The sequence below is a fragment of the Streptomyces sp. NPDC059785 genome (genome assembly GCF_042732375.1).
Lineage (GTDB): Bacteria > Actinomycetota > Actinomycetes > Streptomycetales > Streptomycetaceae > Streptomyces.
In genome coordinates this window covers 108,679-127,168 of record NZ_JBHWHV010000017.1, presented here as the reverse complement: position 1 = coordinate 127,168, position 18,490 = coordinate 108,679, and the positions used below count along the sequence as shown (strand labels likewise).

Annotated in this window: 15 protein-coding genes; 12 read left to right on the top strand and 3 right to left on the bottom strand. The window is 73.3% G+C overall.

Annotated elements, in window-relative coordinates; genetic code table 11:
* The coding region (locus ACFV6E_RS16035; RefSeq protein ID WP_385462113.1) for a HAMP domain-containing protein at nt 1-1,263 on the bottom strand (1,263 nt) is incomplete at its 3' end.
* 181 nt (nt 1,264-1,444) lie between these two features.
* On the opposite strand from ACFV6E_RS16035, the gene ACFV6E_RS16030 reads away from it, so the two are divergent.
* Both ACFV6E_RS16030 and hemW read left to right on the top strand, forming a co-directional pair.
* On the top strand, nt 1,445-3,637 hold the full coding sequence (locus ACFV6E_RS16030; RefSeq protein WP_385462110.1) for a SpoIIE family protein phosphatase: 2,193 nt from the start codon (nt 1,445-1,447) through the stop codon (nt 3,635-3,637).
* A 437-nt stretch (nt 3,638-4,074) separates the two neighbouring features.
* Nucleotides 4,075-5,307 (top strand): radical SAM family heme chaperone HemW, encoded by a 1,233-nt coding sequence (gene hemW, locus ACFV6E_RS16025; protein ID WP_385462107.1) that lies wholly within the window; start codon nt 4,075-4,077, stop codon nt 5,305-5,307.
* 93 nt (nt 5,308-5,400) lie between these two features.
* Here hemW and ACFV6E_RS16020 read toward each other — a convergent pair whose 3' ends face one another.
* Both ACFV6E_RS16020 and ACFV6E_RS16015 read right to left on the bottom strand, forming a co-directional pair.
* Complete coding sequence (locus tag ACFV6E_RS16020) at nt 5,401-6,234, bottom strand: DUF3097 domain-containing protein (protein ID WP_385159340.1); 834 nt, start codon at nt 6,232-6,234, stop codon at nt 5,401-5,403.
* A gap of 44 nt (nt 6,235-6,278) precedes the next feature.
* Nucleotides 6,279-7,016: an MBL fold metallo-hydrolase gene (locus ACFV6E_RS16015; protein ID WP_385462104.1), complete on the bottom strand. Its 738-nt coding sequence runs from the start codon at nt 7,014-7,016 to the stop codon at nt 6,279-6,281.
* A gap of 191 nt (nt 7,017-7,207) precedes the next feature.
* Here ACFV6E_RS16015 and hrcA point away from each other — a divergent pair, with 191 nt between their 5' ends.
* The 10 genes from hrcA to ACFV6E_RS15965 all read left to right on the top strand — a co-directional run bounded on the left by hrcA (nt 7,208) and on the right by ACFV6E_RS15965 (nt 18,488).
* A complete protein-coding gene (hrcA, locus tag ACFV6E_RS16010; RefSeq protein WP_385159336.1) occupies nt 7,208-8,224 on the top strand; it encodes a heat-inducible transcriptional repressor HrcA in 1,017 nt (338 codons plus the stop codon).
* Nucleotides 8,225-9,361 (top strand): molecular chaperone DnaJ, encoded by a 1,137-nt coding sequence (gene dnaJ / locus ACFV6E_RS16005; RefSeq protein WP_385159334.1) that lies wholly within the window; start codon nt 8,225-8,227, stop codon nt 9,359-9,361.
* A 111-nt stretch (nt 9,362-9,472) separates the two neighbouring features.
* On the top strand, nt 9,473-10,591 hold the full coding sequence (locus ACFV6E_RS16000) for a nitronate monooxygenase (protein ID WP_385462101.1): 1,119 nt from the start codon (nt 9,473-9,475) through the stop codon (nt 10,589-10,591).
* On the top strand, nt 10,588-11,337 hold the full coding sequence (locus ACFV6E_RS15995; RefSeq protein WP_385159330.1) for a 16S rRNA (uracil(1498)-N(3))-methyltransferase: 750 nt from the start codon (nt 10,588-10,590) through the stop codon (nt 11,335-11,337). Before ACFV6E_RS16000 ends, ACFV6E_RS15995 begins: the two co-directional genes overlap by 4 nt.
* A gap of 83 nt (nt 11,338-11,420) precedes the next feature.
* On the top strand, nt 11,421-11,813 hold the full coding sequence (locus tag ACFV6E_RS15990; protein ID WP_385159377.1) for a VOC family protein: 393 nt from the start codon (nt 11,421-11,423) through the stop codon (nt 11,811-11,813).
* 192 nt (nt 11,814-12,005) lie between these two features.
* Nucleotides 12,006-12,473, top strand: a complete 468-nt coding sequence (locus ACFV6E_RS15985) for a hypothetical protein (protein WP_385462098.1) — start codon at nt 12,006-12,008, stop codon at nt 12,471-12,473.
* A 110-nt stretch (nt 12,474-12,583) separates the two neighbouring features.
* Nucleotides 12,584-15,835, top strand: a complete 3,252-nt coding sequence (locus tag ACFV6E_RS15980) for a S41 family peptidase (protein ID WP_385159326.1) — start codon at nt 12,584-12,586, stop codon at nt 15,833-15,835.
* A gap of 112 nt (nt 15,836-15,947) precedes the next feature.
* Complete coding sequence (locus ACFV6E_RS15975) at nt 15,948-16,301, top strand: histidine triad nucleotide-binding protein (RefSeq protein WP_385159324.1); 354 nt, start codon at nt 15,948-15,950, stop codon at nt 16,299-16,301.
* A gap of 18 nt (nt 16,302-16,319) precedes the next feature.
* A complete protein-coding gene (locus tag ACFV6E_RS15970) occupies nt 16,320-17,228 on the top strand; it encodes a ribonuclease Z (protein ID WP_385159322.1) in 909 nt (302 codons plus the stop codon).
* 249 nt (nt 17,229-17,477) lie between these two features.
* Nucleotides 17,478-18,488: an adenosine deaminase gene (locus ACFV6E_RS15965; RefSeq protein ID WP_385462095.1), complete on the top strand. Its 1,011-nt coding sequence runs from the start codon at nt 17,478-17,480 to the stop codon at nt 18,486-18,488.
* Nucleotides 18,489-18,490 lie beyond the last annotated feature (2 nt).

The window sequence follows — 18,490 nt, the reverse complement described above, 5'->3', positions numbered from 1 at the left end:
GACTTCGCGGGCGACGCGGGTGACCTCGTCGGCGAAGGCGGAGAGCTGGTCGACCATGGTGTTGATGGTCGACTTCAGCTCCAGGATCTCGCCCTTCGCCTCGACGGTGATCTTCTTGCCCAGGTCGCCCTGGGCGACGGCCGTCGACACCAGCGCGATGTTGCGGACTTGCGAGGTGAGGTTGTCGGCCATGAAGTTGACGTTGTCGGTGAGGTCCTTCCAGACCCCGGAGACGCCGCGGACCTGGGCCCGGCCGCCGAGGTTGCCTTCGGTGCCGACTTCGCGGGCGACGCGGGTGACCTCGTCGGCGAAGGCGGAGAGCTGGTCGACCATGGTGTTGATGGTCGACTTCAGCTCCAGGATCTCGCCCTGCGCGTCGACGGTGATCTTCTGACTGAGGTCGCCGTTGGCGACGGCCGTCGTCACCTGGGCGATGTTGCGCACCTGCGAGGTCAGGTTCGACGCCATGAAGTTGACGTTGTCGGTGAGGTCCTTCCAGACCCCGGAGACGCCGCGCACCTGGGCCCGGCCGCCGAGCTGGCCCTCGGTGCCGACCTCGCGGGCGACGCGGGTGACCTCGTCGGCGAACGCCGAGAGCTGCTCGACCATCGTGTTCACCGTGAGCTTCAGTTCCAGCAGCTCGCCGGTCGCCTCGACGGTCACCGTACGGGTCAGGTCGCCGCGCGCCACCGCCGTGGTCACCAGCGCGATGTCCCGCACCTGGGCGGTGAGCCGGGCCGCCATCGTGTTGACGGCCTCCGTCACGTCGCGCCAGCTCCCGGAGAGGCCGGTCACCTTCGCCCGGCCGCCGAGCCGCCCCTCGGTGCCCACCTCGCGCGCGACCCGCGTCACCTCGCCCGTGAAGAGCGACAACTGGTCGACCATCTTGTTGACGGCGCGGCCGAGGCGGCGCAGGTCACCCCGGAGCTGCCGGTTCCCGTCGTGCAGATCGACCCGCTGGGTCAGGTCGCCGCCGGCCACCGCGTCCAGGACGCGCGTGGCGTTGGCCGCCGGCGCCACCAGCGCGTCGAGCAACTGGTTCACGTCGTCGACCCGGGAGGTCCAACCACCCTGCCCGGGGCTGGCCGAGATGCGTTCGTCGAGCCGCCCGTGCCGCACCAGCTCGCGCCGGACCCGCTGCACCTCGATGTTGAAGTGGGTGGTCCGGTCCATGATCTGGTTGAAGACGGTGGTCAGTTCGGCCGCCAGGCCGCTGCCCGTCTCCGGCGCTTTCACGAAGTTGCCGTCACGGGCCGCGGTCATCGCGGCGAGCAGCGGACGGAGATCCGACGCTCGAAAGTGTCCGTCTTCGAGCGCATCAATAGCACTGTTCTCACTCATGGCGGCCCACTTCGGTAACTCGGCGCTTATGGGCGTGGCCAGTCTGTCACTCTGTCCGCATCCGCTGAGGTGTATTCGACCGAACTGCTCAGGGAGTCGCACAGTGGGGGCCATATCGCCGCAACGGGAGGCCGCGTCCCGGGCCCGTGGTGCTCTTGCGCACCAGGGGCCGGGCCGTCGCGCGGTGGCACGGGCGACGCTGCCCGGCGGTCCGCTCGCGCCCGGCGCCGCCCGCCGCTTCGTCCGCGCCACGCTCGCGGAGTGGACCGACAACGCCCTGCCGGGCACCGAGTTGTTGACCGACCGGCTCGCCGACGACGCCACCGTCGTCGTCAGCGAACTGGTCACCAACGCCGTGGTGCACGCCGGCACGGACGTCGACCTTCAGTGCCGGCTCGACCGCGCCGACACCGGCCCGGCGGGCCCCGCCGAGGAACCGCAGGCCGGGGACGCCGCCGACCTCGTCCTGGAGGTCTCCGACCACCACCCCCGCCGCGTCATACGGGACGACGGCTCCGAACGGCCCTACGGCACCCCCGAGTACGGGCGGGGACTGCGGCTGGTCGCCGCCCTGTCCGCCGAGTGGGGCATCTCGTACCGCACCGGCGCCAAGACCGTCTGGTCGCGGCTGCGGGCCGGCGGGCCGGCGGCCGTCGAGGAGCAGATCGAGGCGTACGGCGGCGAGCAGGCGCCGGAGCACGGCGTGCGGGTCGCCGACCTGCTCGCCCCGGAACCCGGGCGCGGGGCCCGGCCGCAGGACCACGACTGGGTCAGCCGCGGCGCCCTGACGTTCCTCGCCGAGGCGTCCGACCTGCTCGCCGGACAGCTCGACGAGGACCTGGTCGCCGCGCTCGCCGGGCAGCTCCTGGTGCCCCGGATCGCCGACTGGTGCGCGGTCTGGCTGGAGGACGAGGTCACCGCCTGGCGCGGCTCCGACCGGCCGCCCGGCGCCCCGGGACCGCGGCTCGCCCGCGTCTGGCACGTCAGCGAGAACCGCATCGAGGAGCTGCGCCGCGCCCTGGAGAAGGACCCGCCGCGGCTCTCGGACACGGTGCGCTCGCGGGCCGTACCCGTGCCCTGGCCCGGTGGCGGGACACCGGACGGTACGGCCGCGGGCGGGGTGCCGGGCGGCACGGCCGCTGGTGTGGTGCCAAGCGGTACGGCTGCCGGTGGAATGCCGGGTGGTACGGCCGCTGGTGCGATCCCAGGCGGTACGGGCGCCGCGCCCGGGGTCGGGGGCGGCGCGGACGCCGGTGGAGTGCCGGGCGGTGCGGACGCCGGTGGAGTGCCGGGCGGTGCGGACGCCGGTGGAGTGCCGGGCGGTGCGGACGCCGGTGGCGCGGCGCTCGCGTACCGGCTGCTCGCGGGCGGCCGGCCGATGGGCACCATCGTCATCGGGCGGGCCGGGTCCGCCGGCTTCCCCGACGAGGTGACCGGCCTTGTCGAGGACCTCAGCCGCCGGGTGGCGCTCGCCATCGGCGCGGCCCGCCAGTACGCGCGCCAGGCCACCATCAGCCGGGTGCTCCAGCGCGGGCTGCTGCCCGGCGCCGTCGCCGAGATCCCCGGGGTGCGCAGCGCGCTGGTGTACGAGCCGTGCGACAAGGGCGGGCCCAGCGGGGACTTCTACGACCTGTTCCCGGCCGGTGACGGACGCTGGTGCTTCGCGGTCGGCGACGTGCAGGGCAAGGGCCCCGAGGCCGCCGTCGTCATCGGGCTCGCCCGGCCCTGGCTGCGGCTGCTGGCCCGCGAGGGCTATCAGGTCGCGGAGGTCCTCGACCGGCTCAATCAGCTCCTGCTCGACGACGCGACGGAGGCGGCGGACGCGGCGGCCCGCGCGCTCGTGGCGACGGGCGGTCCCGGCCTGCTCGAACCGGAGGGTCCGCAGACACGTTTCCTGTCCATGCTCTACGGCGAGCTGGTGCCGGTGGAGGGCGGCGTGCGCTGCACGCTGGTCTCCGCGGGGCATCCGCTGCCGCTGGTACTGGAGCCGGACGGCAGCGTCCGGGAGGTGGCCGCGCCGCAGACCCTGCTCGGCGTCATCGAGGACGCCCGCTACACCGCCGAAACCTTCGAGCTGCACGCCGGTGACACGCTGCTGTGCGTCACCGACGGCGTGACCGAGCGCCGCAACGGCTCGCGCCAGTTCGATGACGACGACGGCCTGGCGACCGCGCTCTCCGGCTGCACCGGCCTGAACGCCCAGCTCGTCGCGGAACGCATCAGACGCCTGGTACACGAGTTCGGCCCGAACGCCCCGGAGGACGACCTGGCGCTGCTCGTGCTTCAGGCGGAGTGAGCGGAGTGAGGGGGGAGGAGAAAGCGACGGGACGGGACCGGCGGGTGGTCGGCGGTGCGGGTCGGTGGGTGCCCGCCAGGGTGGGCCGGCAGGTGTTCGGCGTGCGGGGTCGGCAGGTGTTCGGCGTGCGGGGTCGGCGGGTGGTCGCCCGCTCGGACTGGCGGTGGCCGGCTCGGACTGGCGGTCGCCCGCTCGGACTGGTGGTCGCTGGCTCGGACTGGCGGTGGCCGCTGGCGCGGGTCGGCAGGTGTTCGGCGTGCGGGGTCGGCAGGTGTTCGGCGTGTGGGATCGGTGGGTGGTCGCCCGCTCGGACTGGCGGTGGCCGGCTCGGACTGGCGGTGGCCGCTGGCGCGGGTCGGCAGGTGTTCGGCGTGCGGGATCGGTGGGTGGTCGGCTGTGCGCGGGAGAAGGGCGAGGGGTGCGGGACAATGGAAGGTATGCCTTCCGCACTTCCCGATGGTGAGCCCGTCCCCGACGACGGGGCGCTGCCCGCGCACGCCCTGGCCGGGGCCGCCGAGCGGCCCCTCGGGTTCTATCTCCACGTGCCGTACTGCGCGACCCGCTGCGGCTACTGCGACTTCAACACCTACACCGCCACCGAGCTGCGCGGCACCGGCGGCGTGCTCGCCTCCCGCGACAACTACGCCGAGACCCTGATCGACGAGGTCCGCCTCGCCCGCAAGGTGCTCGGCGACGACCCCCGCCCCGTCCGCACGGTCTTCGTCGGCGGCGGCACGCCGACCCTGCTCGCCGCCGGTGACCTCGTACGGATGCTCGCGGCGATCCGCGAGGAGTTCGGGCTCGCGGACGACGCGGAGATCACCACCGAGGCCAATCCGGAGTCCGTCGGCCCGGCGTACCTCGCGACCCTGCGGGCCGGCGGCTTCAACCGGATCTCCTTCGGCATGCAGAGCGCACGGCAGCACGTGCTCAAGGTCCTCGACCGCACCCACACCCCGGGCCGCCCCGAGGCGTGCGTCGCCGAGGCCCGCGCGGCCGGCTTCGAGCACGTGAACCTGGACCTCATCTACGGCACCCCCGGCGAGTCCGACGACGACTGGCGCGCCTCCCTCGACGCGGCCCTCGGCGCGGGCCCCGACCACGTCTCGGCGTACGCCCTGATCGTCGAGGAGGGGACCCAGCTCGCCCGGCGGATCCGGCGCGGCGAGGTCCCGATGACGGACGACGACGTGCACGCCGACCGGTACCTCATCGCCGACGAGGTGCTCGGCGCGGCGGGCTTCGAGTGGTACGAGGTCTCCAACTGGGCGACCTCGGCGGCGGCGCGCTGCCTGCACAACGAGCTGTACTGGCGCGGCGCCGACTGGTGGGGCGCCGGGCCGGGCGCGCACAGCCACGTGGGCGGGGTGCGGTGGTGGAACGTGAAGCATCCCGGCGCGTACGCGGGGGCGCTGGCGGCGGGGCGGTCGCCGGGGGCGGGGCGGGAGGTGCTGGCCGCGGAGGACCGGCGGGTGGAGCGGATCCTGCTGGAGCTGCGGCTTCGGGAGGGGGTGCCGCTTGCGTTGCTCCGGGAGGCGGGGGTGGCCGCCTCCCGCCGGGCCCTAAAGGACGGGCTGCTGGAGGCCGGGCCGTACGGGGCGGGGCGGGCCGTGCTGACCCTGCGGGGGCGGTTGCTCGCGGACGCGGTGGTGCGGGACCTGGTGGACTGACCCGGGGTTTTTCGCCCCCTCCGCCCCTGCCCGTCCCTTGTCTCCGGGGGCTGCCGCCCCCCAGGCCCCCGCTTCGGCCTGACGGTTTCGTCCTCAAGCGCCGGACGGGCTGAAATCACTCGCCCCCGGCGCCGTCACGAAGTCGATCAGTTCTTCCACCCTGCCCAGCAGGGCCGGCTCCAGGTCCTTGTACGAGTGGACGTGGGACAGGATGTGCTGCCAGGCGGCGCCCGTGTTCTCGGGCCAGCCCAGCGCCCGGCAGACCCCCGTCTTCCAGTCCTGGCCGCGCGGCACCCGGGGCCAGGCGGTGATGGACACGGCCGACGGCTTCACGGCCTCCCAGATGTCGATGTACGGGTGGCCGAGGACCAGGGCGTAGTCGCTGGTCACCGACTCCGCGATACGGGACTCCTTCGTGCCGGGAACCAGGTGGTCCACCAGGACGCCGAGCCGCGCGTCCGGCCCGGGGGCGAAGTCCGCGACGACGGCGGGCAGGTCGTCGACGCCCTCCAGGTACTCGACCACGACGCCCTCGATGCGCAGATCGTCGCCCCACACCCGCTCGACCAGTTCGGCGTCGTGGCGGCCCTCCACGTAGATCCGCCCGGCGCGCGCCACCCGGGCGCGGGCGCCGGGGACGGCGACCGAACCGGAGGCGGTCCGGGTGGGCCGTACGGGCGCGGCGGCGGAGGGGCGGACCAGGGTGACCGGACGGCCCTCCAGGAGGAAGCCGCGGGGCTGGAGCGGGAAGACCCGGTGTTTGCCGAAGCGGTCCTCCAGGGTCACCGTGCCCGCCTCGCAGCGGATCACGGCACCGCAGAACCCGGTGCCGGGGTCCTCGACCACCAGACCGGGGTCCGCCGGGACCTCGGGCACGGGCTTGTTCTTCTTCCACGGAGGGGTCAGGTCCGGCGAGTACTGGCGCATTCGGATGACGATAGGAGAAGGGGGGCCCGCATACCTCGTAACCGCTACGACACGCCGAAGCGGGTCGCCAGTGCGTCCCGCTGCGCGCGGACGAACGCCGCGTCCACCGCCGCGCCGTGGCCGGGCACGTAGACCGCGTCCTCGCCGCCCAGCGCGAGCAGCCGGTCCAGGGCCGCGGGCCACTGGGAGGTCACCGCGTCCGGGCCCGCCTGCGGCTCGCCCGACTCCTCGACCAGGTCGCCGCAGAAGACGATCTCGGGGGAGCCGGCGTCGCCCCGGACCAGGACCGCCAGGTCGTGGGCGGTGTGGCCGGGGCCCACGTTCGCCAGCAGGACCCGGGTGCCGCCGCCCAGGTCCAGGGTCCATTCGCCGGAGACCTGGTGGTGGGGGAGGACCAGGAGGTCCGCCGCCTCGTCCGCCGCCTCGGGGTCCAGGCCCTGGGCCACCGCGTCCGCGCGCAGTCCCTCGCGGTCCGCCGCCAGCAGCGCGGGCATGCCCACCGCCGCGAACACCTCCGCCCCGGCGAACGCCGCCGTGCCGAAGACGTGGTCGAAGTGGGGGTGCGTGAGCGCGATGTGCGTCACACGCCCCGCGGGGCCGAGCAGCCGGCCCGCCGCCGCCCGCAGCGCGGCCCCCTCGGCCAGGCTCGAACCGGTGTCGACCAGCAGCGCGGCGCCGTCGCCGACCACGAGTCCGGTCGTGCAGTCCCAGACGGGCAGGCGGGTCCGGCCGACCGCCGGCGCGAGTTCCTGCCACGCGGGCTCTTCCCAAGTCACCTTCATGCCATGACGCTAACGGCGGGGACGCGCGACGGCAGGACATCGCAGGACAGGTCGGTGCACCTCGTCACGGCGGGCGGGCCCGCCCTTGCCGGGGCCGTACCTCACGGCCGTACACTGGGCCGGGGAAGCTGGCACTCCCGTGCGCTGAGTGCCAGGGTGAAGGACGCGGAGCGATCTTGGAGGTGTGCGCGATGCTCAGTGAACGCAGGCTCGAGGTGCTGCGCGCCATCGTCCAGGACTACGTCGGGACCGAGGAGCCGGTCGGTTCCAAGGCCCTCACCGAGCGGCACAGCCTCGGCGTCTCCCCGGCGACGGTGCGCAACGACATGGCGGCCCTGGAGGACGAGGGGTTCATCGCGCAGCCGCACACCAGCGCCGGGCGCATCCCCACGGACAAGGGCTACCGGCTGTTCGTCGACAAGCTCGCCGGCGTGAAGCCGATGACGGCGCCCGAGCGCCGGGCCATCCAGAACTTCCTCGACGGCGCCGTCGACCTCGACGACGTGGTGGGCCGTACGGTGCGGCTGCTCGCGCAGCTCACCCGGCAGGTCGCGGTGGTGCAGTACCCGTCGCTGACCCGGTCGACCGTGCGTCACGTGGAGCTGCTGTCGCTCGCCCCGGCGCGGGTGATGCTGGTCCTCATCACGGACACCGGGCGGGTCGAGCAGCGCATGATCGACTGTCCGGCCCCGTTCGGGGAGGCCTCGCTCGCGGACCTGCGGGCGCGGCTGAACAGCAGGGTCGCGGGCCGCCGCTTCGCGGACGTCCCGCCGCTGGTGCAGGACCTGCCGGAGGCCTTCGAGGCGGAGGACCGCGGCACGGTCTCGACGGTGCTCTCCACCCTCCTCGAAACGCTGGTGGAGGAGACCGAGGAGCGGCTGATGATCGGCGGCACCGCCAATCTCACCCGCTTCGGGCATGACTTTCCCCTCACCATCCGGCCCGTCCTCGAAGCCCTGGAGGAACAGGTCGTTCTCCTCAAACTCCTCGGCGAGGCGGGGGATTCGGGCATGACCGTACGGATCGGTCACGAGAACGCCTATGAGGGACTCAACTCCACATCCGTGGTCTCGGTCGGCTACGGTTCGGGCGGCGAGGCAGTGGCCAAACTCGGCGTGGTCGGACCGACCCGCATGGATTACCCGGGAACGATGGGAGCGGTACGCGCAGTGGCACGGTACGTCGGACAGATCCTGGCGGAGTCGTAGGTGGCCACGGACTACTACGCCGTACTCGGCGTGCGCCGCGACGCGTCCCAGGACGAGATCAAGAAGGCGTTCCGGAGGCTCGCGCGCGAGCTGCACCCGGACGTGAATCCCGATCCGAAGACGCAGGAGCGCTTCAAGGAGATCAACGCCGCCTACGAGGTCCTGTCGGACCCGCAGAAGAAGCAGGTCTACGACCTCGGCGGCGACCCGCTCTCGCAGAGCGGCGGCCAGGGCGCGGGCGGCTTCGGCGCCGGCGGCTTCGGCAACTTCTCGGACATCATGGACGCGTTCTTCGGGACGGCGTCGCAGCGCGGGCCGCGCTCGCGCACGCGCCGCGGCCAGGACGCGATGATCCGGCTGGAGATCGACCTCGACGAGGCCGCCTTCGGCACGACCAAGGACATCCAGGTCGACACCGCCGTCGTCTGCACCACGTGCAACGGCGAGGGCGCCGCGCCCGGTACCACCGCGCAGACCTGTGACATGTGCCGCGGCCGCGGCGAGGTGTCGCAGGTGACGCGGTCCTTCCTGGGCCAGGTCATGACGTCCCGGCCCTGCCCGCAGTGCCAGGGCTTCGGGACGGTCGTGCCGACCCCGTGCCCGGAGTGCGCGGGCGACGGGCGCGTACGCTCCCGCCGGACCCTGACCGTGAAGATCCCGGCCGGTGTGGACAACGGCACGCGGATCCAGCTCGCGGGCGAGGGCGAGGTCGGCCCCGGCGGCGGCCCGGCAGGTGACCTCTACGTCGAGATCCACGAGCTGCCGCACGCGACCTTCCAGCGCCGCGGCGACGACCTGCACTGCACGGTCACCATCCCGATGACCGCGGCGGCGCTCGGCACGAAGGTGCCGCTGGAGACCCTCGACGGCCTCGAAGAGGTCGACATCCGGCCCGGCACCCAGTCCGGGCAGTCGATCCCGCTGCACGGCCGGGGCATCACGCATCTGCGCGGCGGCGGCCGCGGCGACCTCATCGTGCACGTCGAGGTGACCACGCCGACCAAGCTCGAACCGGAGCAGGAGCGGCTGCTGCGCGAGCTGGCGCAGCTGCGCGGCGAGGAGCGGCCCACGGGGCAGTTCCAGCCGGGCCAGCAGGGCCTGTTCTCCCGCCTCAAGGACGCCTTCAACGGCCGCTGACGGACGCCCTCCCCGGCCGCGGACAGCGGCCGGGGACCGCCGTTCCGCGCGGCCGCTGCCGGGCGGAAGGGCGGATTCGGACTTGTCCCCAGGACGTGACAACATGCCGTCATGTCCTCCGCGCTGACCGGTCTCCTCCGGTATCCGATCGTGCAGGCCCCCATGGCGGGCGGCGTCTCGGTGCCGCAGCTCGCCGCCGCCGTGTCCGACGCCGGCGGCCTCGGATTCCTCGCCGCCGGGTACAAGACCGCCGACGGCATGTACCAGGAGATCAAGCAGCTCCGCGGGCTCACGTCCGGCCCGTTCGGCGTGAACCTCTTCATGCCGCAGCCCGATCTGGCCGACCCGTCGGCCGTCGGCGTCTACGCCCACCAGCTCGCCGGAGAGGCCGCCTGGTACGGGACCGAGCTGGGCGACCCCGACAGCGGCCGCGACGACGGCTACGAGGTCAAGCTCGCCGTCCTGCTGGACAACCCGGTGCCGGTGGTCTCCTTCCACTTCGGCTGCCCGGCGCCCGACGTCCTCGCCGCGCTGGCCCGCGTCGGCACCACGACGATGGTGGCCGCGACCACGCCCGAGGAGGCGCTGGCCGTGCAGCAGGCGGGCGCCGACGCGGTGATCATGCAGGGCGTCGAGGCGGGCGGCCACCAGGGCACCCACCGCGACAGCGTCGAGACCGACGGCGCCGGACTCGGACTGCTTGCCCTGCTCGCCCGTACCCGCGAGACCGTCCATCTCCCGCTGATCGCGGCCGGCGGCATCATGCGCGGCAGCCAGATCGCCGCGGTGCTCGCGGCGGGCGCGAGCGCCGCCCAGCTCGGCACGGCCTTCCTCGCCACCCCGGAATCGGGTGCCGCCCTCATCCACAAGCGGGCCCTGACCGACCCGCTGTTCGTCCGTACGGAACTGACCCGGGCGTTCTCCGGGCGCCCGGCCCGGGGACTGGTCAACCGTTTCCTGCGCGAGCACGGCCCGTACGCGCCCGCCGCCTACCCCGACGTCCACCACCTCACCTCGCCGCTGCGCAAGGCGGCGGCCAAGGCGGGCGACGCGCAGGGCATGGCGCTGTGGGCGGGGCAGGGGCACCGGCTGGCGCGCGAACTGCCCGCGGGACAGCTCGTGGAGGTGCTGGCGGCCGAACTCGAAGCGGCCAGGACAGCGTTGTCAGGGCCGCCCGGAGCGGTCGGCGGGGTGGCGCAGGGCTTCCTCGACGGTGAGGTGACCGGATGACAGCGCCCGTGTTCGTGGTCGAGCACTTCGACGCCGGTGGCGGCGGACGCTATGTGCTCGACGGGCCCGAGGGGCGGCACGCCGTCTCCGTGAAGCGGCTGCGGCCCGGCGAGGACGTGATCCTCACCGACGGGGCGGGGCGGTGGGCGGACTGCGTGGTGACGGACACCGAGGGCAAGGACCGGCTGATCGTCCACATGGACTCGGTGGCCGAGGAACCGGCCGAGGCCCCCCGTATCACCGTCGTCCAGGCGCTGCCCAAGGGCGACCGCGGGGAGCTCGCCGTGGAGACCATGACGGAGACCGGTGTGGACGCGATCGTCCCGTGGGCCGCCTCCCGCTGCATCACCCAGTGGAAGGGCGAGCGCGGGCAGAAGGCGCTCGCCAAGTGGCGGGCCACCGCCCGCGAGGCCGGCAAGCAGTCCAGGCGGGTCCGCTTCCCCGAGGTCGCGGACGCGATGACGACCAAAAACGTTGCCGCACTTCTCGCCAGAGCCGAACTGGCCGTGGTGCTGCACGAGGACCGGGACGTCGGAAGCCAAGCGCTCGCCACCGTCGAACTGCCCGACGCCGGGGAGATCGTGCTGGTCGTCGGCCCCGAAGGGGGCGTCTCTCCCGAGGAGCTGGCGCAGTTCACCGGGGCGGGCGCGACCGCCTGCCGCCTGGGGCGCAGCGTGCTGCGCACCTCGACCGCGGGGACCGCCGCGGCGGCCCTGCTGCTCGGGCGCACCGGCCGCTGGTCCTGACCGGACCGAGCGGCCGGCCGGACACCGGTGTACGACCGGCGTACGCGGGTACCGGCGTGGAACCGACGTACATGGGGGACGTGTTGGAACTCGCACAGGTGCGGCTGCTCGTCACGGACTTCGCCGCCTGCTACCGCTTCTACGCCGAAGTCCTCGCCCTGAAGCCCCAGTCGGGCGCGGCGGAGGGACCGTACGAGAAGTTCTCGCCCGCCACCGGGTCGGCCGGGATAGCGCTCCAGGACCGGGCGGTCATGGCCGAGGTCCTCGGCGAGGTCGGCAGTGAGGCGGCGGGGCACCGTTCGCTCGTCGTGCTGCGCGTCGACGACCTGGACGCCTACTGCGAGGCGGTCGCCGCGCGGGGCGGGGTCCTGGTGCACGGTCCCGCGCCGCTGACCGACCGCATGCGCGTCGCCCATCTCAAGGACCCCGAGGGCAATCTCGTGGAACTCCAGGAGTGGCTGCTGCTCCGCAGTTGACGCACGTCGCACGGGTGTGCGGTCCGGGTGTGGCCGCATGAGGTCTACCGCCGGACCCGTGACGGTGGCACCCTGCCGTCCATGGGGGCTATGAGGCGTTTACGGCATCGCGTGGGCCGCAGGAAGGTGTTCGCCGCGGTCGCGCTGGGTGGGTCCGCGGTGTTCGGTGTGGCGGCGTGCGAGCCCGGTGACATGAACACCGCCACCGTGGCGTACACGACGCAGGAACAGGCGACCGCGGAGCTGGAGCGGCAGGGCGTCGACGTGCAGTGGCTGACCTGCACGGCCAACTACGGTGACGGCAACAAGGCGTACACGCCCGGCAACACGCCGACGTCCGGCCGGGAGACCGTGGCCGACGTGGACTGTCAGGGCGAGTCCAAGGACGGCCGTGAGATCACCGTCAGGGGCAAGGTCACGCAGGCGGTCGACGGCAAGTGCGTACGGGGGAGCCTCACGGCCAGGGTCGCGGGCAAGGAATGGTTCCACGTGGGCGTGCTCGGCGACTGCAACGCCCCCGACTCCGAGACCCCCACACCGCCCGCCACCTGGGAGCCCGACGAGCCGGACCAGCCCGACGAGCCCGGCGCGACGGTCACCGTGACCGAGACGGTCTGGTGCAAGGACGACCCCAAGTGCTGGCCCGCCAACGGCAAATGACCGCCGGGGTCCTCTGAAACGCCTGAGGCACATGACAGCGGAAGGTGTCGGAGAGCCGGAAGTGGTGCCCGCCTCTGTCCGCGGGGGCCGTCCCTGCATAGGGTGATCGGGTGACACAGTCCGTACCCTCCGCATATCTCCGGTTTCCGCACGTGCACGGCGACCTCGTCGCCTTCACCGCCGAGGACGACGTCTGGGTCGCCCCGATCGACGGCGGCGGACGCGCCTGGCGGGTCAGCGCCGACAACGTGCCCGTGAACCATCCGCGTATCTCCCCCGACGGCACCACCGTCGCCTGGACCTCCACCCGGGACGGAGCGCCCGAGGTGCATGCGGCCCCCGTCGACGGCGGCCGGTCGCAGCGCCTCACCTACTGGGGGAGCAACAGGACCCAGGTCCGTGGCTGGACCCCGGACGGACACGTCCTGGCGCTCAGCACCCACGGCCAGGCCTCGCTGCGGCGCAGCTGGGCCCGCGCCGTCCCGCTCGACGGCGGCCCCCCGGCCACCCTGCCGTACGGACCCGTGGGCGACGTCGCGTACGGGCCCGGCATCCTGCTGCTGTCCGCGCCGATGGGGCGCGAGGCCGCCTGGTGGAAGCGGTACCGCGGCGGCACGGCGGGCAAGCTGTGGATCGACCGCGAGGGCGACGGCGAGTTCGTCCGGCTGCACGAAGGGCTCGACGGCAACATCGAGTACCCGATGTGGGTGGGCTCCAAGGGGTCGGAACGGGTCGCGTTCCTCTCCGACCACGAGGGCACCGGCGCCCTGTGGTCCTCCCTCGCCGACGGCTCCGACCTGCGCCGCCACACCCCCGTCGACCAGGGCTTCTACGCCCGGCACGGGTCCACCGACGGCACCCGGGTGGTGTACTCGTGCGCCGGTGAACTCTGGCTCCTCGACGACCTCGACGGCGCCGAACCGCGCCGCCTCGACATCCGGCTCGGCGGCCAGCGCGCCGACCTCCAGCCGCATCCGGTGAGCGCCGCCCGCTGGTTCGGCGCGGGCGCCCCCGACCACACCGGACGCGGCAGCGCCGTCTCCGTGCGCGGAGCCGTCCACTGGATCACCCACCGCTCGGGCCCTGCCCGCGCGCTCGCCGCCGAACAGGGCGTCCGCGCCCGGCTGCCCCGCACCTTCCGCGCCGCCGGCGAGGAGTACGTGGTGTGGGTGACCGACGCCGAGGGCGACGACGCCCTGGAGTTCGCCCCCGCGACCGGCGCCGCCCCCGGCGCGACCCCGCGCCGGCTCGCCGCCGGGCAGCTCGGCCGGGTCCTCGGGCTCGCCATGGCCCCCGACGGCAGCCGGGCCGCCGTCGCCTCCCACGACGGCCGCGTCCTGCTCGTCGAGCGTGAGACCGGCGAGGTACGGGAGGTCGACCGCAGCGGTGACGGCGAGGTCTCCGGACTCGTCTTCTCGCCCGACTCCTCCTGGCTCGCCTGGTCCCACCCCGGGCCCCGGCCGCTCCGCCAGCTCAAGATCGCCAACACCGCCGATCTGTCGGTGACCGAGGCGACCCCCCTGCGCTTCCGCGACTACGCGCCCGCCTTCACGCTCGACGGCAAGCACCTCGCCTTCCTCTCGGCGCGCTCCTTCGACCCGGTCTACGACGAGCACGTCTTCGACCTCGCCTTCGTCGGCGGCTCCCGGCCGCACCTGATCACGCTCGCCGCGACCACCCCCTCGCCGTTCGGGCCGCAGCGCCACGGCCGCCCCTTCGAGGCACCGGACAAGGACGAGACCCCCGACAGCGAGGGCGCCTCCACCACCCGGATCGACCTCGACGGGCTCGCCGACCGCATCGTGGCGTTCCCCGTGGAGGCCGCCCGCTACTCGGGGCTGCGCGCCGCCAAGGACGGCGTGCTGTGGCTCAGGCACCCGGTGCGCGGCGTGCTCGGCTCCTCCAGAGCGACCCCCGACGACCCGGACCCGCGCACCGAGCTGGAACGTTACGACCTGGCGCAACAGCGCATCGAGCACCTCGCCGCCGACGCCGACCACTTCGCCGTCAGCGGCGACGGCAAGCGGGTGCTGCTGTGGACCGACGGCAAGCTCAAGGTCGTACCCAGCGACCGGCGCGCCCCGGCCGACGACGACAGCGACTCCAACATCACCGTCGACCTCTCCCGGATCCGGCAGAGCGTCGACCCGGCCGCCGAGTGGCGGCAGATGTTCGAGGAGACGGGCCGGCTGATGCGGGACAACTTCTGGCGTCCCGACCTGGGCGGTGTCGACTGGGACGCGGTGCTCGACCGGTACCGGCCGGTCCTGGAGCGGGTCGCCACCCACGACGACCTGGTGGACCTGCTCTGGGAGGTGCAGGGCGAGCTCGGCACCTCGCACGCCTACGTCACCCCGTCCGGCGGCCGGGCCGGCGCCGACTACACGCAAGGGCTGCTCGGCGCGGACATCTCCCGGCACGAGGACGGGAGTTGGCGCATCGACCGGATCCTGCCCTCGGAGACCTCCGACCCCGAGGCGCGGGCCCCGCTCGCCGCGCCCGGTGTCGCCGTACGGGCCGGGGACGCCATCGTCGCGGTCGGCGGCCGGGCGGTCGACCCGGTCACCGGGCCCGGGCCGCTGCTCGTCGGCACGGCGGGGCGGCCGGTCGAGCTGACCGTCTCCCCGTCCGGCGGCGGCGACCACCGGCACGCCGTGGTCGTGCCGCTCGCGGACGAGGAGCCGCTGCGGTACCACGCCTGGGTCGCGGACCGGCGCGCCTACGTCCACGAGCAGTCCGGCGGGCGTCTCGGGTATCTGCACGTGCCCGACATGCAGGCGCCCGGCTGGGCCCAGATCCACCGGGATCTGCGGATCGAGGTGGCCAAGGACGGGCTGATCGTGGACGTCCGTGAGAACCGCGGCGGGCACACCTCACAGCTCGTCATCGAAAAGCTCGCGCGCCGCATCGTCGGCTGGGACGTGCCCCGCGGGATGCGGCCCTTCAGCTATCCCGAGGACGCGCCGCGCGGGCCCGTCGTCGCCGTCGCCAACGAGTTCTCCGGCTCCGACGGCGACATCGTGAACGCGGCGATCAAGGCGCTCGGCATCGGGCCCGTCGTCGGCACCCGCACCTGGGGCGGCGTGGTGGGGATCGACAGCCGGTACCGCCTGGTCGACGGCACGCTCGTCACCCAGCCCAAGTACGCGATCTGGCTGGAGGGGTACGAGTGGGGCGTGGAGAACCACGGCGTCGATCCGGACGTCGAGGTGGTTCAGCGGCCGCAGGACTACGCCGCCGGGCGGGACGTCCAGCTCGACGAGGCGGTGCGGATCGCGCTGGCCGCGCTGGCGGAGAATCCGGCCAAGTCCGCGCCCGGGTTGCCTGAGCTGCCCGAGTCGCCTGGGGTGGCTGGGCTGTGAGACATCGGGGTGCCGTCCGTCCTGTGTTCGGCGGGCGGCACCCCGACAGGCGCAAGCACCGGGCCGATACGATGCCGACACCAGTGATCAGCGGGCGTGAGGAGGCACACGCATGTCGGGAGAACCGCAGGACGACTGCCTGTTCTGCAAGATCGTCGCGGGGCAGATTCCGGCGACGGTGGTGCGCGAGACCGAGACCACCTTCGCCTTCCGTGACATAAACCCGCAGGCGCCGACGCATGTCCTCGTGATCCCCCGGGCGCACCACGCGGACGCCGCCGCGCTCGGCGCCGCCGAACCGGCGCTCGCCGCCGACGTGCTGCGCGAGGCCGGCGAGGTCGCGGCCCAGGAGGGGCTGGACAGCTACCGCGTGGTGTTCAACACCGGTACGGGGGCGGGGCAGACCGTCTTCCACGCGCACGCCCACGTGCTGGGCGGCCGCGGCCTCCAGTGGCCCCCCGGCTGAGGCGGCGGGCGCCAGACCGTGTCCGTACGTGAACTGGTGGTCCTCGGCACCGCCAGCCAGGTCCCCACCCGGCACCGCAACCACAACGGCTATCTGCTGCGCTGGGACGGGGAGGGGTTCCTGTTCGATCCCGGCGAGGGCACGCAGCGGCAGATGCTGCGTGCCGGGGTCGCCGCGCACGATCTGCACCGGATCTGCGTGACGCATTTTCATGGCGATCATTCGTTGGGTCTCTCCGGGGTGATCCAGCGCATCAACCTCGACCAGGTGCCGCATCCGGTGACCGCGCACTATCCGCGCTCCGGGCAGCGGTTCTTCGACCGGCTGCGGTACGCGACGGCGTATCGCGAGACCGTGGGGGTGAGCGAGGCGCCCGTCGATGCCGATGGGGTTGTGGTGACGACCGGCTCGTACACGCTCGAGGCGCGGTTGCTGTCGCATCCCGTCGAGGCGTTCGGGTACCGGCTGGTGGAGCCGGACGGGCGGCGGATGCTGCCCCGGCTGCTCGCCGAGCGAGGGGTGACGGGGCCCGATGTCGGGGTGCTTCAGCGGGAGGGCGTGCTGCGGGGCGTCACGCTGGACGAGGTCAGCGAGGTGCGGCGGGGGCAGCGGTTCGCGTTCGTCATGGACACCCGGCTGTGCGAGGGGGTGTTCGCGCTCGCCGAGGGGGCCGATCTGCTCGTCATCGAGTCGACCTTCCTCGACGAGGACGAGCGGCTCGCCACGGATCACGGGCATCTCACCGCCGGGCAGGCCGGGCGGGTCGCGCGTGAGTCCGGCGTGCGGCATCTGGTGCTGACACACTTCAGTCAGCGGTACTCGGATTCTGGGGGAGAGTTCGAGCGGCAGGCTCGGGCGGCCGGGTTCGAGGGGGAGCTGACCGTGGCGCACGATCTGGTTCGGGTGCCTGTGCCCAAGCGGGTCTGACGGTCGGTGCGGGGGCTTCGGCTGCGGCTCCGGTGGGTGGGCTCCGGCTCCGGTGGGGGGCGGGGCCGTCCTGGTACATCCGCCCGTCGCTTGCGCGGTCGCCTGACTTCCCTACGGGGCTCCCGTATCGGTACGACCACGCAATCGACGGGCATGTGATGTACCGGTACGCCCCCTCCCGTGCGCGGGCGGCCGCGCGTCGTACGGGGTGCCGGTCATTTCGAAGCGAGATCGCCGTACGATGCTTCGATGCCCCTCCCCAAAGCTGAACTGCACCTGCACATCGAAGGCACGCTCGAGCCCGAGCTGGCCTTCGCGCTCGCCGCGCGCAACGGCGTCACCCTGCCGTACGCGGATACCGAGGAGCTGCGGGAGGCGTATCTCTTCGAGGACCTTCAGTCCTTTCTCAATCTCTATTACCGGCTCATGACTGTGCTGCGGACGGAGGAGGACTTCGCCGATCTTGCCGATGCCTATCTCGCGCGGGCTGCCGCGCAGGGCGTGCGGCATGCGGAGATCTTCTTCGATCCGCAGGCCCATCTGGCCCGTGGGGTGGACATGGGGGTTGTGGTGGGCGGGCTGTCCCGGGCGCTCGGGAGGAGTGTGGAGACACACGGCGTCTCCACTCAGTTGATCATGTGTTTCCTGCGGGACGAGTCCGCCGAGTCGGCTCTTACGACGCTGGAGGCCGCCCGGCCCCACCTCGACCGCATTACCGGCATCGGGCTCGACTCGGCCGAGGTGGGGCACCCGCCGGCCAAGTTCCGCGAGGTGTACGAGGCCGCCGCCGCGCTCGGGCTGCGGCGGGTCGCGCACGCGGGCGAGGAAGGACCGCCGTCGTACATCACCCAGGCCCTGGACGAGCTGGGCGTCGAGCGGATCGACCACGGGCTGCGCTGCATGGAGGACCCCGGGCTGGTCGAGCGGCTGGTGCGGGAGCGGGTGCCGCTGACGCTGTGCCCGCTGTCGAACGTACGGCTTCGCGCGGTGGACGTCCTGGCGGAGCACCCGCTGCCCGCGATGCTGGACGCCGGGCTGCTCTGCACCGTCAACTCCGACGACCCCGCCTATTTCGGCGGCTACGCGGGCGACAACTTCCGTGCCGTGCACGAGGCGCTCGGGCTCGACCGGGAGCGGTTGCGGCTGCTGGCCCGCAACTCCTTCCTCGCCTCCTTCCTGGAGCACGACGAGGAGCGGCGGGCCCGCTACCTCGCCGAGGTCGAGGCGTACGAGTTCACGGCGGCGGACGAGGTCGCGTAGAG